Source organism: Sphingomonas sp. P4_G3, assembly GCF_056401105.1.
In genome coordinates this window covers 497040-512195 of record NZ_JBFUJZ010000003.1, presented here as the reverse complement: position 1 = coordinate 512195, position 15156 = coordinate 497040, and the positions used below count along the sequence as shown (strand labels likewise).

16 protein-coding genes and 1 pseudogene are annotated in these 15156 nt (G+C 65.1%); 10 read left to right on the top strand and 7 right to left on the bottom strand.

The features are described from left to right. Positions 1 to 34 precede the first annotated feature (34 nt). The 5 genes from AC1DQQ_RS10555 (at position 35) to AC1DQQ_RS10535 (ending at position 6825) form a co-directional block, all read left to right on the top strand. On the top strand, positions 35 to 1252 hold the full coding sequence (locus AC1DQQ_RS10555) for an argininosuccinate synthase (RefSeq protein ID WP_478045141.1): 1218 nt from the start codon (positions 35 to 37) through the stop codon (positions 1250 to 1252). Between the two features lie 235 nt (positions 1253 to 1487). Next, entirely contained in the window at positions 1488 to 2999 is a 1512-nt protein-coding gene (locus AC1DQQ_RS10550; protein ID WP_478045140.1) for an NAD(P)/FAD-dependent oxidoreductase, read from the top strand. Then, positions 2996 to 3400, top strand: a complete 405-nt coding sequence (locus tag AC1DQQ_RS10545) for a GtrA family protein (protein WP_478031140.1) — start codon at positions 2996 to 2998, stop codon at positions 3398 to 3400. Before AC1DQQ_RS10550 ends, AC1DQQ_RS10545 begins: the two co-directional genes overlap by 4 nt. Then, positions 3397 to 5139, top strand: coding sequence for a hypothetical protein (locus tag AC1DQQ_RS10540; RefSeq protein WP_478045139.1), 1743 nt, complete (start codon positions 3397 to 3399; stop codon positions 5137 to 5139). The genes AC1DQQ_RS10545 and AC1DQQ_RS10540 overlap by 4 nt, the downstream gene beginning before the upstream one ends. 39 nt (positions 5140 to 5178) lie before the next feature. Next, positions 5179 to 6825 (top strand): hypothetical protein, encoded by a 1647-nt coding sequence (locus AC1DQQ_RS10535; protein ID WP_478031375.1) that lies wholly within the window; start codon positions 5179 to 5181, stop codon positions 6823 to 6825. Here the strand turns inward: AC1DQQ_RS10535 and AC1DQQ_RS10530 are convergent. The 4 genes from AC1DQQ_RS10530 to AC1DQQ_RS10515 all read right to left on the bottom strand — a co-directional run bounded on the left by AC1DQQ_RS10530 (position 6800) and on the right by AC1DQQ_RS10515 (position 9435). Next, complete coding sequence (locus AC1DQQ_RS10530; protein WP_478045138.1) at positions 6800 to 7948, bottom strand: GNAT family N-acetyltransferase; 1149 nt, start codon at positions 7946 to 7948, stop codon at positions 6800 to 6802. The genes AC1DQQ_RS10535 and AC1DQQ_RS10530 overlap by 26 nt on opposite strands. Positions 7949 to 8069: 121 nt before the next feature. Beyond that, a complete protein-coding gene (locus AC1DQQ_RS10525; RefSeq protein WP_066821255.1) occupies positions 8070 to 8537 on the bottom strand; it encodes a RidA family protein in 468 nt (155 codons plus the stop codon). Next, positions 8534 to 9172, bottom strand: a complete 639-nt coding sequence (locus tag AC1DQQ_RS10520; RefSeq protein ID WP_478045136.1) for an HAD family hydrolase — start codon at positions 9170 to 9172, stop codon at positions 8534 to 8536. Before AC1DQQ_RS10520 ends, AC1DQQ_RS10525 begins: the two co-directional genes overlap by 4 nt. Continuing rightward, positions 9169 to 9435: a DUF3572 domain-containing protein gene (locus tag AC1DQQ_RS10515; protein ID WP_478031134.1), complete on the bottom strand. Its 267-nt coding sequence runs from the start codon at positions 9433 to 9435 to the stop codon at positions 9169 to 9171. The genes AC1DQQ_RS10520 and AC1DQQ_RS10515 overlap by 4 nt, the downstream gene beginning before the upstream one ends. A 28-nt stretch (positions 9436 to 9463) precedes the next feature. Here AC1DQQ_RS10515 and AC1DQQ_RS10510 point away from each other — a divergent pair, with 28 nt between their 5' ends. Continuing rightward, positions 9464 to 9826, top strand: coding sequence for a response regulator (locus AC1DQQ_RS10510; protein WP_478031132.1), 363 nt, complete (start codon positions 9464 to 9466; stop codon positions 9824 to 9826). Between the two features lie 264 nt (positions 9827 to 10090). Here the strand turns inward: AC1DQQ_RS10510 and rpmG are convergent, their stop codons facing one another. Then, positions 10091 to 10258, bottom strand: a complete 168-nt coding sequence (gene rpmG / locus AC1DQQ_RS10505) for a 50S ribosomal protein L33 (RefSeq protein ID WP_066808222.1) — start codon at positions 10256 to 10258, stop codon at positions 10091 to 10093. 165 nt (positions 10259 to 10423) lie between these two features. Between rpmG and AC1DQQ_RS10500 the strand changes: the two genes are divergently transcribed. From AC1DQQ_RS10500 to AC1DQQ_RS10490, 3 genes are all read left to right on the top strand, one after another. Then, the gene (locus AC1DQQ_RS10500) at positions 10424 to 10732 is read left to right on the top strand and encodes a hypothetical protein (protein WP_478031131.1); all 309 of its coding nucleotides are present in this window, start codon (positions 10424 to 10426) and stop codon (positions 10730 to 10732) included. Between the two features lie 11 nt (positions 10733 to 10743). Beyond that, positions 10744 to 11289 (top strand): TMEM165/GDT1 family protein, encoded by a 546-nt coding sequence (locus tag AC1DQQ_RS10495; RefSeq protein WP_478045134.1) that lies wholly within the window; start codon positions 10744 to 10746, stop codon positions 11287 to 11289. A 100-nt stretch (positions 11290 to 11389) separates the two neighbouring features. Further along, positions 11390 to 11881 carry a Dps family protein gene (locus AC1DQQ_RS10490; RefSeq protein WP_478031129.1) on the top strand — a complete coding sequence of 164 codons (492 nt, stop codon included), beginning with the start codon at positions 11390 to 11392 and terminating at the stop codon, positions 11879 to 11881. Between the two features lie 48 nt (positions 11882 to 11929). Here AC1DQQ_RS10490 and AC1DQQ_RS10485 read toward each other — a convergent pair whose 3' ends face one another. Next, positions 11930 to 12754, bottom strand: a complete 825-nt coding sequence (locus tag AC1DQQ_RS10485; protein ID WP_478045133.1) for a metallophosphoesterase — start codon at positions 12752 to 12754, stop codon at positions 11930 to 11932. Positions 12755 to 12903: 149 nt separating this feature from the next. Here AC1DQQ_RS10485 and AC1DQQ_RS10480 point away from each other — a divergent pair. Next, positions 12904 to 14493, top strand: a pseudogene (locus AC1DQQ_RS10480) (cisplatin damage response ATP-dependent DNA ligase). A 50-nt stretch (positions 14494 to 14543) separates the two neighbouring features. On the opposite strand, the gene AC1DQQ_RS10475 reads toward AC1DQQ_RS10480, so the two are convergent. Beyond that, positions 14544 to 15095, bottom strand: coding sequence for a fasciclin domain-containing protein (locus tag AC1DQQ_RS10475; protein ID WP_478045132.1), 552 nt, complete (start codon positions 15093 to 15095; stop codon positions 14544 to 14546). Between the last annotated feature and the right edge of the window lie 61 nt (positions 15096 to 15156).

The following is a 15156-nucleotide window of genomic DNA, read 5'->3' as shown; positions in this document are numbered from 1 at the left end:
CTCGCGATTCCCCAATTCAGCGTTCGGAGCCGCCATGTCGGAAAAGATCAATCGTGTCGTCCTTGCTTACTCGGGCGGCCTCGACACCAGCGTCATCCTCAAATGGCTCCAGCAGACCTATCAATGCGAGGTGGTGACCTTCACCGCGGATCTCGGCCAGGGCGAGGAACTCGAGCCCGCGCGCAAGAAGGCCGAGATGGCGGGGGTCAAGCCCGAGCATATCTTCATCGACGATCTGCGCGAGGAATTCGTCAAGGATTACGTCTTCCCGGTGATGCGCGCCAATGCGCTCTACGAGGGCCTGTATCTGCTCGGCACCTCGATCGCGCGGCCGCTGATCGCCAAGCGCCAGATCGAGATCGCCAAGCAAGTCAATGCCGATGCGGTCAGCCACGGCGCCACCGGCAAGGGCAACGACCAGGTCCGCTTCGAGCTCGGCTATTACGCGCTCGCCCCCGACATCAAGGTGATCGCGCCGTGGCGCGAATGGGACCTGACCAGCCGCACCCGGCTGATCGAATTCGCCGAACAGCATCAGATTCCGGTCGCCAAGGACAAGCGCGGCGAGGCGCCGTTCTCGACCGACGCCAACCTCCTCCACACCTCGTCTGAGGGCAAGGTGCTCGAGGATCCGTGGGAAGAAGTGCCCGATTACGTCTATTCGCGCACCGACAATCCGGAGGATGCGCCCGACACGCCCGAGATCATCACGATCGATTTCGAGCGCGGCGACGGCGTCGCGTTGAACGGCGAGGGCATGTCCCCCGCGACGCTCCTCACCAAGCTCAACGAGCTGGGCAAGCGCCATGGCATCGGCCGCCTCGACCTGGTCGAGAACCGCTTCGTCGGGATGAAATCGCGCGGCATGTACGAGACGCCGGGCGGCACGATCTATCACCTCGCGCATCGCGGCATCGAGCAGCTGACGCTCGACCGCGGCGCTGCCCACCTCAAGGACGAGCTTGCGCCGCGTTATGCTGAGCTGATCTATAACGGCTTCTGGTTCTCGCCCGAGCGCGAAATGCTCCAGGCGGCGATCGACCACAGCCAGGAAAAGGTCACCGGCACGGTGCGGCTCAAGCTCTACAAGGGCGGGGTCTATGTGATCGGGCGCAAATCGCCTTATTCGCTCTACAGCGAGAAGGTCGTGACCTTCGAAGACGATCAGGGCGCGTACGATCAGCGCGATGCGGCAGGGTTCATCAAATTGAACGCGCTGCGGTTGCGGTTGCTCGGGCGGCGGGATCGCTGAGCCAGCATCCGTCATCGCCCCATATCGTCACCCCAGCGCAAGCTGGGGTCTCGTGCGGCATCGCGCCCTCGCTTGAGATCCCAGCTTGCGCTGGGATGACGACTATTGGTGCCTGCTCGTGCAGCCGAGCAGGAATGGTCCGATTCCGCGCAACCCCAAGCGCGTTTTAGGGGAGCGTTAACCATTTTGCCGCCAAGGCTCCTCTCGACCATCGCGGTTCGGGGGGAAAGTAGACATGCGGGACGATCAGGCAGTCGATGTCGCGATCATCGGCGCCGGCCCGGCGGGCCTGACTGCTGCGTACCAGCTCACCAAGCTCGGCTATTCGGTTACGGTGATCGAGAAGGATCCGGTCTATGTCGGCGGGATCAGCCGCACGGTCGAGCATGACGGCTTCCGATTCGATATTGGCGGCCACCGCTTTTTCTCGAAATCGAAAGAGGTAGTCGATCTCTGGAACGAGATCCTGCCCGACGACTTCATCGAACGCCCGCGGATGAGCCGCATCTATTATGAGGGCAAATTCTACAGCTATCCGTTGCGCGGGTTCGAAGCGCTGATGAATCTCGGCATCTGGCGCTCGGCCATGTGCATGCTGAGCTATGCCAAGGCCAAGGCTTTTCCGACCAAGAACCCGCGCTCGTTCGAGCAATGGGTGGTCAACCAGTTCGGCCACAAACTCTATTCGATCTTCTTCAAGACCTATACCGAAAAGGTCTGGGGAATGCCGTGCGACGAGATGTCGGCGGACTGGGCCGCGCAGCGCATCAAGGGATTGAGCCTGGGCGGCGCGGTGATCGACGGGCTCAAGCGGTCGCTCGGGCTCAACAAGCGGCGCAACGACGGCATGGCCGTCAAGACATTGCTCGAGACCTTCCGCTATCCGCGCCAGGGGCCGGGCATGATGTGGGATGCCGCGCGCGACAAGGTGCTGGCCGGGGGCAATCGCGTGCTGATGGGCACCGCGCTGCATCAGATCAGCCAGGATCAGGCGACCGGGCGCTGGCGCGTCGCGGCGCGGCGTGGCGACGAGATGCTGACGATCAATGCCGGCCATGTCATCTCGTCCGCGCCGATGCGCGAACTGGCAGGACGGATCCACCCGTTGCCCGTGACCCTGCCCAATGCCCTCGACCTCAATTACCGCGACTTCCTGACGGTGGCGCTGATGATCCGGTCGGACGATCTGTTCCCGGACAATTGGATCTATATCCATGACCCCCGCGTGAAGGTCGGCCGCGTCCAGAATTTCCGCAGCTGGTCGCCCGAAATGGTGCCCGACGAAGCGCTCGCCTGTGTCGGCTTGGAATATTTCTGTTTTGAAGGCGATGGCTTGTGGTCGGCTTCGGACGATGATCTCGTTTCCTTGGCGACGAAGGAACTCGCGACTTTGGGGCTGGCCGATCCGGCCACTGTCGTCGGCGGCCGCGTCGTGCGGCAGGAAAAGGCCTATCCGGTCTATGACGACGCTTACCGGACCAATGTCGAGGAGATGCGCGGCGAGCTCGAAGCGCGCTATCCGACGCTCCATATGGTCGGACGCAACGGCATGCATCGCTATAACAATCAGGATCACGCGATGATGACCGCGATGCTCACTGTCCGCAACATCCAGGCGGGCGAGCGCATCTACGATATCTGGGCGGTCAACGAGGACGCCGAATATCACGAGAGCGGCAATGAGGGTGAACGCGCCGCACTGGCGTCCGAACGCCTCGTGCCTGCCCGCCTGGGGGCGGCGGCATGATGAATCGCGTCATGGCCTTGCTGTGGCGAGCAACCTATTTGCGCTATCTCGCCGCCAGCGTCGTCGCGCTTGGCGTCGATGTCTCGCTGTTCCTGGTGCTCCAGGCCAGCGGCATGCCGATCGCGCTGTTGTCGGCGCTCAGCTACAGCGCCGGCATCCTGATGCACTGGCTGATATCGAGTCGGCTGGTGTTCGCCGGTGAGTTGCGCGACGTCGGCATCGACCGCGCCCGGCAACAGGCGCTGTTCCTGCTCTCGGCCTTTGCCGGCCTGCTGATCACCGTCGCGATCGTCAGCCTGGCGGTTCAATTCGGGCTCGACGCCCGGCTGGCCAAGCTGATCGCGGTCGCGGCGAGCTTCCAGGCCACGTATCTATTGCGGGCGAAGATCGTATTCGCATGACTCGGCGGCGCTTTTGGCTGTCGGTCGCGGCGATCTGGGCGATCACGTCGGCCCTGCTCATCGTCATCACCTGGAGCGCCATCGTCGCCTGGCGCTTTCCCGATCCCGACGACCCGATGCGGCTGTTGCAGGTCCGCGACTGGCTGGCAGGGCAGAGCTGGTTCGATCTGACCCAGCATCGTCTCAATGATCCCGCCGGCGTGCCGATGCACTGGTCGCGCGTGGTCGACTTGCCGATCGCGGCGGTGATCGTGACGCTGCGGCCGCTGCTCGGCCAACTTGCCGCCGAACATGTCGCCTTGGTGGTCGTGCCGCTGCTGACGCTCGGCGTGGTGATGGCGTTGGTCGCGGCGCTCGCCCGGCGGCTGCTCGCCAATGACGGTGCGGCGCTGATGGCGGTGTGTATTACCCCCCTCGGCGTGGAAGTCCTCCACCAGCTGCGGCCGATGCGGATCGACCATCACGGCTGGCAAATGGCGACCGCGCTTCTCGCGGCCTATGCGCTGGTCGGCGCCCCGACCCGCAAGGCGGGATTGCTGGCCGGAGCGGCGATCGCCGTGTGGCTGTCGATCTCGCTCGAAGGCTTGCCGATGATCGCGGCGATCCTGGCGCTGGTCTCGCTAAAATGGGCGGTGACGCCGGCCAATCGCCCGCTGCTGACGGCGACGGTAGCGGCCACCAGTCTCGGCGCCGTCTCCATCTTCCTGGCATCGCATCCGGCGAGCGCCTGGCTGGTGTCGCCGTGCGACGCGGTGTCGCCAGTCTATCTCGCGATGCTCATGGTCGCGACGGTGGGCACAATCGCCCTGACCGCGCTGCCGATCCGGACGGTCGCCGGTCGTCTGGCCGGACTGGCGGGCGTCGGCGTGGCAGCCCTCGTCCCACTTCCCTTGCTCGCGCCGCAATGCGCGGCGGGTCCGTTCGGCCAGCTCGATCCGCTGGTCCACCATTATTGGTACATGAACGTGGCCGAAGGCCTGCCGTTATGGGACCAGACGCCGTTCGCGATCGTCAACACGATTGCCCTTCCGCTGCTCGGGCTGGCCGGGGCCATGCTGGCGGTGAGGACGAGCACGGGCGAAGAGCGTGTACGTTGGATCACCTTGTTGTTCCTGTTGGGGGCGGCGACGGCGGCGGCGATCTTCGTCCAGCGGTCGGGCGGCGTCGCCAACCTGCTGGCGATCGCGGGGGTGGTACGCCTGCTTCATCCGCTGCTCCTACGGGCGCGGGCGATCGACAGCCTGCCCAAGCGGCTCGCAGCGACGTTCGGTATCTTTGCCGCGGCGGCGCCGGGCGCGGTTTTCGACACGTCGTTGGCCGCGTTGGCGCCCGATCCGCGGGTCGCAACGGTGCACCGGGCGATGGGGTGCCTCGACGCCAGCGACATGCGGGCGCTCCACGCTTTGCCACGCGGCAACGTGCTCGCGCCGCTCGATATTTCGCCGGCGATCCTGCTGCTCACACCGCACGACGCCGTCGCGAGTGGGCATCATCGTGGCGCAACCGCCATGCATGACGTGATCGCGGCGTTTGTCGGCACCGAGGATCAGGCGCATGCTATCATCCTCAAGCGGCGAATCGACTATGTCGCGTTCTGCCCCGGCCTGCCCGAGATCATGATCTATGAAAGCGAATCGCCCTCGGGGTTCCTGGCACGTCTCGACGCCGGCCGGATACCCGCCTGGCTGACGCCGATGCCGCTCCCCGGCTCGCCCGCAAAGGTTTGGCGCGTGCGTTGACCTTGCGGCGTGGCCCTGCCCATGCCTAAAGCCGCGAAGATGGACGGCAGCGGCAAACTTCAATGGTGGCAGACTCGCACCTTCGTGGTGGTGATGGCATTGTTGTCGATGGTGCCGCTGTTGTGGCCTGACATCCCGCCGCTCGTCGACCTGCCCGGTCATATGGGCCGGTATCGCGTCCAGGTCGATCTCCAGAATTATCCCTGGCTGCTCGACTGGTACAATTTTCAATGGTCGCTGATCGGCAATCTCGGCGTCGATCTGCTGGTCGAGATCATGCACCCGATCTTCGGGCTCGAACTGTCGGTCAAGCTGATCGTATTGTCGATCCCGCCGCTGATCGTGATCGGCCTGTTGTGGATCGCGCGCGAAGTCCATGGGCGCATCCCACCCACTGCCTTGTTCGCGTTGCCGCTCGCTTATTGCTACCCGCTGCAATTCGGCTTCGTGAACTTCATGCTGTCCATGGCCTGGGCGCTGCCGATGTTTGCGCTGTGGCTGCGCCTCGCGCGGCTCAAGAAGTTCTGGTTGCGCGCGATCCTCTTCGTGCCGCTGTCATGCATCCTGTGGGTCTGTCACACCTTCGGCTGGGGCGTGCTCGGCGTGCTTGCCTTCTCGGCGGAAATGGTGCGCGAGCATGACCGCATAAAAAACGAGGTCGGGGCGCGGATCGGGCCGATCACGCGCGAAGGCGCCAAGCGCTGGGCGATGGGATTCGTGCGTGCCGGACTGCACTGCCTGCCGCTCTGCTTGCCGATGCTGCTGATGATCGCCTGGCGCAATGGCCAGCATGTGACCGGGGAGACCGGCGACTGGTTCAATTGGCAGGCCAAGATCAGCTGGCTGACGATGATGCTGCGCGATCGCTGGATGGCGTTCGACATTGCCTCGGTGGCGGTGATCGGGCTCGTCATCTACAAGGCGGTGCGCGACCCCAATTTCGAATATTCGCGCGCCGTCGGCCTCTCGACCTTGTTCCTGGTCGCGGTCTTCGTGCTGTTGCCGCGCATCGTGTTCGGTTCGGCTTATGCCGATATGCGGCTGGCGCCGTTCATGGTGGCGATCGCGGTGATCGCGATCCGGCCCAAAAAAATGGTGTCGCCACGCACGATGACGACGGTCGCGGCGCTGGGCCTTGCCTTCGTGCTGGTCCGTACCACCGCGACGACGGTCAGCTTTTACATCTTCGACCAGAATTACGACCGTGAGCTCAAGGCGCTCGATCACATCCCGGTCGGCGCGCGCCTGGTCAGCTTCGTCGGCAAGACGTGCAACAACGAATGGCTGATGAGCCGGCTCGAGCATCTCCCCGCGCTCGCGCTCGAACGCAACGCTGCCTATACCAACGACCAATGGTCGATGCCGGGCGCGCAATTGCTCACGACCAAATATGTCGCTGCCGGGCACTTCTCGCACGACCCCTCGGAAATCGTCACCGAACGGCAATGCGCGCGCGAATGGTGGCGACCGATCGACCGCAGCCTCGCGCTCTTCCCGCGCCCGGCATTCGATTATGTGTGGCTGATCACGCCGCCGCCCTATCACGCCAAATACGTGCAGGACCTGACCCCGATCTGGCGCAGCGGCGACAGCGTGGTGTTCAAGGTCAACCATGTCGAGGTGGCGCCGCAAGCCAAGAGGAGCGACTTCCCGCTCCCGCCTAAGAGCAAGGTTCCCCTCTTCTGAATGGCGTGAGCTGGGCCAGATATTGCTGGTCGCTCTCGACGCCGGCGCGTTCGCGCGCCAGGAAATCGGCGATCGCACGACGGAAGTTGCGGTCGGGAATGTAATGCGCCGACCAGGTCGGCACCGGAACATAGCCGCGCGCCAATTTGTGCTCGCCCTGCGCCCCTGCTTCGACCGTCGACAGCCCGCGCGCGATCGCGGCGTCGATCGCCTGGTAATAACAGAGTTCGAAATGGAGGAAGGGGACGTCCTCGACGCATCCCCAATAGCGGCCGTATAGCGTATCGCCGCCGATCAGGTTGAGCGCGCCGGCGATCGGGCGGCCGTTGCGTTCGGCCAGGATCAGCAGAACCTCATCCGCCATCCGCTCGCCGAGCAACGAGAAGAATGGCCGCGTCAGGTAGGGATGCCCCCATTTGCGGCTGCCGGTGTCCTGATAGAATGCCCAGAACGCGTCCCAATGCGCCTCGGTCAGCTCGGCGCCGGTGACGTGGCGGATGGTCAGGCCCTCGACCGCCTTGGCGCGCTCCTGGCGGATCGCCTTGCGCTTGCGGCTGGCGAGCGCTGTCAGGAAATCGTCGAATGTCGCATAGCCGTCATTCTGCCAATGGAATTGGGTGCCCTCGCGGATCAGCCAGCCCGCCGCCTCGAACATTGGCAACTGGTCGGGCGCGATGAAGGTCGCATGCGCCGAGCTCAGCCCGTTCTGATCGGTCAGCGCCTCGATCGCGCCGATCAGCGCGGGAGCCATCGTCTCGTCGCGTAGCAGCAATCGCGGGCCTGGCACCGGGGTGAACGGCGCCGCCACTTGAAGCTTGGGATAATAATCACCGCCGGCGCGCTCCCAGGCATCGGCCCAGCCATGGTCGAAGACATATTCGCCCTGGCTGTGGCTCTTGGCATAGGCCGGCGCGATCGCGGCGGGCCGACCGTCGGTGCCGTCGACGATTACCGGCAGCGCTTGCCAACCGGTACCGCGCCCGACGCTGCCCGATTCTTCGAGGATCGAGAGGAAATCGTGGCGCACGAACGGATTGCCGGTGCCGGCGCAGGCGTCCCAGTCGGCGGCCGCCACTTGCGACACGCCTTCCGAGATGCGCGCGGTGACGGGCTGGCGGCTCACGCGCCGCATTTCCCCGTCACCCCGACATTGCGCCGGGATTCACGCCGCCGTTCATCCTGCATGCTTGGGAATATGCGGACGGGTGGATGCCGGGACAAGCCCGGCATGACGTTTAGTTGGTTCAGTCGGCCAGCTTGACGACGGCGTCGACCTCGACCGCCGCGCCGCGCGGCAGCGCCGCGACGCCGACCGCGCTGCGGGCGTGCTTGCCGGCCTCACCGAACAGGGCTTCCATCAGGTTCGATGCGCCATTGGCGACTTCGGGCTGATCGGTGAAATCGGGCGCCGAATTGACGAACACGCCCAGCTTGACGATGCGCTCGACGCGGCTGAGGTCGCCGCCCAACGCCGCCTTGATCTGCGCGACCAGCATCAGCCCGCACAGTTCGGCGGCTTCCTGGCCCGCGACCTTGTCGACCCCGTCACCCAATCGGCCGGTGACGACCTTGCCGTCCTTGAACGGCAACTGCCCCGAAATGTGCAGCAAACCGTTGGCGTCGACCGTCGGCACGTATGAGGCAACCGGGGCGGCCGGCGACGGCAGGCTCAGGCCCATTTCCTCCAGCTTGCGGTCGATACGGTCGGTCATGCGGAAATCCCTTCTGTTATGGCCGGCTGGTCGGCGGCGAAGCGCTGGGCGATCCAGTCGCGCGCTGCCCCCCAGTCGTCGATTCGTGCGTGCGCGTGCGCCGCGGGCGGCACTTGCGGTGCCATTGCGGGCTCGGCGACTAGGTGCAGCCGGTGGACTGTGGGCGCGTGCTTGGCAACCGATTCGTGGTGCGTCGCCAGATCATCGACGAAAACCGTGACCGGATTGCCATATTCCGCGACCAGCCGTGCGACCGGTGCACCCTTGCCGCCCTGATTGGTCTCGACCCGGTGGCGGATGCCGTGCCGCGCCAGCTGCTCGATGCGATGGTCGCGGCAATGGTCGCCCAGATTGGTCAGGATAACGATGTCGGCGCGCTCGGACAGCGCCGCCAGCGCTTCGGCGGCGCCGGGGACCAGGGTCTGGCGCTCCATTTCGGCGGGAAAGAATTCGTCGAGCATCGCCCAGATTCGCTGATGGTCGACTGGGCTACCATCGGCATGGGTCATGGCGATGAAACTGCCCGTTTCATGCGCGAAGGCGATGTCGTGGCGCTCGCGCAGCCAGGTGCCGAAATGGCGCACCATGTGCAGCAGCACTTCGTCGCAGTCGCAGATCAGCAGCGGGCGCGTCATGCTTCCAGACTCCGGCGGGCGGCGACCAGCGCCTCGGGTTTGATGCCGAGCTCGGCCGCGCAGGCGACCAGGTCAGGCTCGTGCGCTTCGAGGAATCCCAGCACTGCCGCCTGGGTACCGCGATTTGCCGCCGACGCACGCAGGTCATCGGCGTCGAGTCCGGTCAGGTCGAGCAACCGCCGCGCGCGCGCCGGATCGGCCAGCGTCCAGGCCAGCGCGTGCAATGCCAGGGTCGGGGCGTCGTTGGTGTCGGTGGGGTTCATTGCTATGTCGTGGTCCAAGGAGACCCCGTTGGCAAAGCGCGTGCTGGTTGTCGAGGACAACGAACTCAATCTGAAGCTGTTCTGCGATTTGCTGCGCGCGCACGAATTCGAGACCGAACCCGTGCGCGACGGGCGCGAGGCGGTCGACCGCGCGCGCGCCTTCGTTCCCAACCTCATCGTGATGGACATCCAGCTGCCCTATGTCAGCGGCTATGACCTCATCCTGCAGATCAAGGCTGACGAGAATCTGGGCAAGATCCCGATCATGGCGGTCACCGCTTATGCTGGACGCGAAGACGAGGACCGCATCCGCGCCGCCGGTGCCGACGCCTATGTGTCCAAACCGATCTCGGTCGCGCGATTCGTCGAGGAAGTGAACGCGCTGCTTTGACGCGAGTCCGTCATCGACACCAAATCCGTCATCCCAGCGAAAGCTGGGATCTCTCGCGATGGCGCGATCCGCGTGAGACCAGCGTCGGGTCGGATCGTCCCCCCGGACGATCCTTGAGCATGCGGGGCATGCTCAACCCGACGCTCTTTCGCTGGGGTGACGGTTGGGATGACGGGCCAAGGAAAAGCAAAAAGGCCGCGAGGGTTTCCCCTGCGGCCTGGGTTCCCGCTGACGCGGGGACTGCGTAACTCGCGCTAGCGCGAGTTACTTGATCTTCGCTTCCTTGAACTCGACATGCTTGCGCACGACGGGATCGTATTTGCGGAACGACAGCTTCTCGGTCTGGGTGCGCGGATTCTTCTTCGTGACGTAGAAGAAGCCGGTGTCGGCCGAGCTGACGAGCTTGATCTTGACGGTGGTCGGCTTGGCCATGACCCAAATTCCTGCTGGTTGAAATACAAAAGCGGCGGACGCGCCGCCGCTTGTCAGGGGCGGGCCATTGGCCCAGCCGAGGGGGATTGTCAAGCGGAAGGGGCTTTAACACCCCCTTTACCATATCGGTAGCACTCTCGAGCCAGCGAAGCGGGAGTTAGGGAAATGGGGGTTTCTGCTCGTAATGACGATCTCGCCGCGCGGATCGCGCGGCTCGACCTGATGGCACAGCATGTGCGTCCGCGCGACCTCGTCGTCGAAGTCGATTCAATCCGTTGCGTGGCCGAAGCGGCGGGCGTGCTGCCCGTTGTGGCGGTGGCGCACGCGCTCGAATCGGCACTGGGACGCGGCGAAAGCGGGATGATCGTGCGCGGCTGGATCGCGATGCTGACCGAAGCGGTCGGCTGCGGCCAGACCGACGCGCAGACCGGCCACGTCTTCCTCGCCGCCGGTGCGATGCGACTGGGCGGCTAATGGATTCATTGATGGCGGCGCTGGTTGCCGCCTTGCTGATTCGCGCGACCGATCCAACCGCGGCCTATGTCGCGCGTGTCGCCGATCGCTCTCGCAAGGCCGGCGCGGTGCTGGCCGGTGCGCTGGTCGCGATCCTGATCACGCACGCAATTGCCGCGGTGGCGGGCTTCTTCCTCGCGCCGCATCTCACGCCCAATCCGAAGCGGCTGTTCGTCGCCTTCGCCCTGCTCGCCGCGGCGAGCGGGGGGATTTGGCCGGGCAAGCCGATCGAGCCGGGCGAGGGGCGCCATCCGTTCTGGACCGTCGCCGCGCGGCTGATCGTCGGCGGGTGGAGCGGGCGCAGCGAATTCGTCACGCTCGCGCTGGCGATGAGCGGCACCGCCGCGCTTGCCGGGATCGGCGGGTTCATCGGCAGTGCGGTTGTGCTCGGGTTCGCGGCAATCGGCGGCGACCTGATCTGGCGCACCTTGCCGCACCGCGCGATCGGCATAATCCTGGGCGGATTGCTCGCAGTCGCGGGGTTCTGGATGGCATTCTCGGCGCTGCGGCTGATCTAGCGCGTCGATCACTCTGCCCGGCATTTTCGTGCGGCAAGGGGCGGAGCCAATCCTATATTGATCCGTTGTCGCAACGACTCTTTCGTTCAACGGAGACACCATGCCCAACGCCGATCTCAAGACGCCGACCGATCTGTCGTCCAACGCCGCGAAAAGCGTGAAGGACGCGCTCAACACGATCCTGGCCGATTCGTTCGCGCTCTACCTCAAGACCAAGAACTTCCACTGGCATGTCTCGGGCCCGCATTTTCGCGACTATCATCTGATGCTCGACGAACAGGCGGCGGAAATCTTCGCCTCGACCGACGATATCGCCGAGCGCGTCCGCAAGACCGGCAACGTCACCCTGCGCTCGATCGGCGACATCGCCCGGCACCAGACGCTCAAGGACAACGACAAGGATTTCGTCGCGCCCGACGACATGCTCAAGGAATTGCGCGACGATAACCTCAAGCTGGTCGAGAGCCTGCGCGAGGCCAAGGACATCGCCGACAACGCCAGGGACAATGCCACCAGCGCGATGATCGACGACTGGACGGACCAGGCCGAACGCCGCGCCTGGTTCCTGTTCGAGGCTGGGCGGAAGGCGTGATATGGAGGCTGATGCCTGTTCTTGCGCGAGTTAGCGGACGGATAAGCGTCAGCCCTCGATCGTGATCAACCACAGATCGGGCGGCGCGCCGAACCGGAGCGGCGGGCCGCTCGTGCCTAATCCTCCGGTCACGATCACGGCACGCCCCGGATCGAGCACCAGCCCGCAGCGATACCGGTCCCCGAGACGGGATACGCTTGCAACCGGGCCGTAAAAGGGCAGCACGCCTTGTCCGCAATGCGTGTGTCCCGCGAGCAGCAGATGCACGTCCCCCGGCAATCGCGGCGCGATGTCGGGAGAATGCGTCAGGATGATGCGTGCTCCCTCGAACGCGCGCAGCTTGGCCATCGTCGCGGCGATATTGGCATGGTGGGAAAAATCATCGTCGATCCCTCCAATCGCAATTGGCCCGCGCGCGGTGACGTCGTTGACGAGAACGGTGATCCGCGCCTGGGCCAACGCGCTGGCGACGTCGTCGGCTCCGGTCCAATGATCGTGATTGCCGAGCACCGCGACGACGCCGAGTGGCGGATGCAGTTTCTTGAACGGCGCCACTAACCCGGGCCCGAGCTTCCTCCCGCCGTGTGGATCGTGGCCATAGATGAAGTCGCCCGCCATCAGCACGATATCGGGGTTGAGCGCGTCGATCTGGTCGACGATGCGGCTGAGGCGCGCTTCGTCCATCGCGTGACTGCCGATATGCACGTCGCTGATCAGGACGGCGCGAACCGACTTTACCCCCTTGGGCCAGCGCGGCAGCTTGATCGTGGCGGTGCGCACCATGGGGTCGAACCGCGCCTCGGCGCGCGCATAGAGATAGAATCCCGCCACGATCAGCAGCAGGATCAGCAGAACCTTCAGCAGCTTGCGCATGGTCGAGGGCGTAAGGGGTGCGCGGGCGGCGAGCAATGGTCTGGAAATTCCTCCCCGTGCCGGGGAGGAATTTTGGACATGCACGATCATGCTCGCCTTCGCCAACGCCTCTGGTGGAACCGTTACGCGAGCGCCATGTTGGTCGCGACATGCACGCTTTCGCGCAGCTCCTCGATTCGCTGATCTACACGCGGTCGCGCAACGCCAAGCTCAAGCTGATCGGCGATTATCTCAAGGCGACGCCCGATCCCGACCGCGGTTGGGCGATCGCCGCGCTGACCGGCGATCTCGACCTCCCCGCGGTCAAGCCGGCGGTGATCCGCGCGCTGATCGAGGAGCGCGTCGACCCGGTGCTGTTCCGCATGAGCCGCGATTATGTCGGCGATACCGCGGAGACGATCGCCTTGCTGTGACCCGGTGCCGATGACGGCAAAGGCGAGCCGCTGTCGGTCGGGCAGGTCGTCGACACGCTCAATTCACTGTCACGCTCGGACGCGCCGGCCGCACTCGCCGCGATGCTCGACCGGATGGACGCCGAGGAGCGGTTCGCCTTGCTCAAGATGGCGACCGGTGCGCTCAGGATCGGCGTCTCCGCGCGGCTCGCCAAGACCGCGCTGGCCCAGGCCTTCGGCGTCGCGGTCGAAGGGGTCGAGGAAGTCTGGCATGCGATCCGCCCGCCTTATGCCGAATTGTTCGACTGGGTCGAAGGCCGCGGCCCGCAGCCGACCGCCGCGGATATTCCTGTGTTCCGCCCCTTCATGCTCGCGCATCCGCTCGAGGACGGAACGGTCGATCTCGCCGATTATGCCGCCGAATGGAAATGGGATGGCATCCGCGTCCAGCTCGTCCATGTCGGCGGCGAGACTCGGCTCTATAGCCGCGCGGGCGACGATATCACGGGCAGCTTTCCCGACATCGCCGCGGCGTTCCGCTCGCCGGGCGTGCTCGACGGCGAATTGATGGTGAAGGGCGAAGCGCAGGGCAGCGCGCTCGAGGGCGGCGCGGGTGCCGCCAGCTTCAATGCGCTGCAACAGCGGCTGGGACGCAAGACCGTGTCGGCAAAGATGCTCGACGATTATCCAGCCTTCGTCCGCCTCTACGACATCTTGTTCGATGGCGGCGAGGATCTGCGTGCGCTCGCCTGGACCGACCGGCGCGCGCGGCTCGAGAGCTTCGCCGGCCGGCTCGATTCCGGCCGGTTCGACATCAGCGTCCTGATCGAAGCGAAGGATTTCGCCGCGCTCGAGGAAATCCGCGCCGGCGCCCGCGATGCCGCGATCGAGGGCGTGATGCTCAAGCGGCGCGATTCCGATTACGTCGCCGGCCGCCGCACGGGCCTGTGGTACAAATGGAAACGCGACCCGCTGACCGCCGATTGCGTGATGATGTACGCGCAGCGCGGCAATGGCCGGCGCTCGTCCTTCTACAGCGATTATACGTTCGGCTGCTGGACCGAGGAGGGCGAGTTGCTGCCCGTCGGCAAAGCCTATTCGGGGATCACCGACGACGAGCTGAAATGGCTCGACAGCTTTGTGCGCAACCACACCGTTAACCGTTTCGGCTCGGTGCGCGAGGTCGAGAAGGCCCTGGTGCTCGAAGTCGCGTTCGATTCGATCCACGAGTCGAAACGGCACAAATCCGGCGTCGCGATGCGCTTCCCCCGCATCCACCGCATCCGCACCGACAAGCCGGCCGCGGAGGCGGACACGATCGCGGGGATCAGGAAGCTGGTGACGTGAGAGACCGGCGCCGGGGGAATGACGCCGGTCCCTCGCTGCCCCGGCAGGAATTAGGGCAGCATGACGGTGTCGATGACGTGGATCACGCCGTTCGATTGCATCACATTGGCGATGGTGATCATTCCCATGTCGCCCTTGTCGTCCATCACGGCCCAACCGGCGCCCATCTTCTTGAACTTGAGCATGCCGCCCTGGGCCGTCGCATAGCTGGCGACGCCGCCATTCTTCTTGGCTTTGGCCGCGATGTCGGCCGCGGTGACGCGGCCCGGCACGACGTGATAGGTCAGGACCGACGCCAGCTGGCCCTTATTCTCGGGCTTGAGCAGAGTGTCGACGGTGCCTGCGGGCAGCTTGGCGAACGCGGCATTGGTTGGGGCGAAGACGGTGAACGGGCCCTTGCCCGACAAGGTGTCGACCAGCCCCGCGGCCTTGACCGCGGCGACCAGCGTGGTGTGGTCCTTCGAATTGACCGCGTTCTGGACGATCGTCTTGGTCGAATACATCGGCGCGCCGCCGACCATCGGGTTCTTCATCGCGGCGACGCCCGCGGTGGCGCCGGCGACCAATGCGGTCGCGAGCGCGAATTTCCGGAATGCCTTCATGTCGCTCTCTCCTGAAGCACGCCTTCTGGCGCGTGCATCGAGAGGTACGGCTGGGGATCAC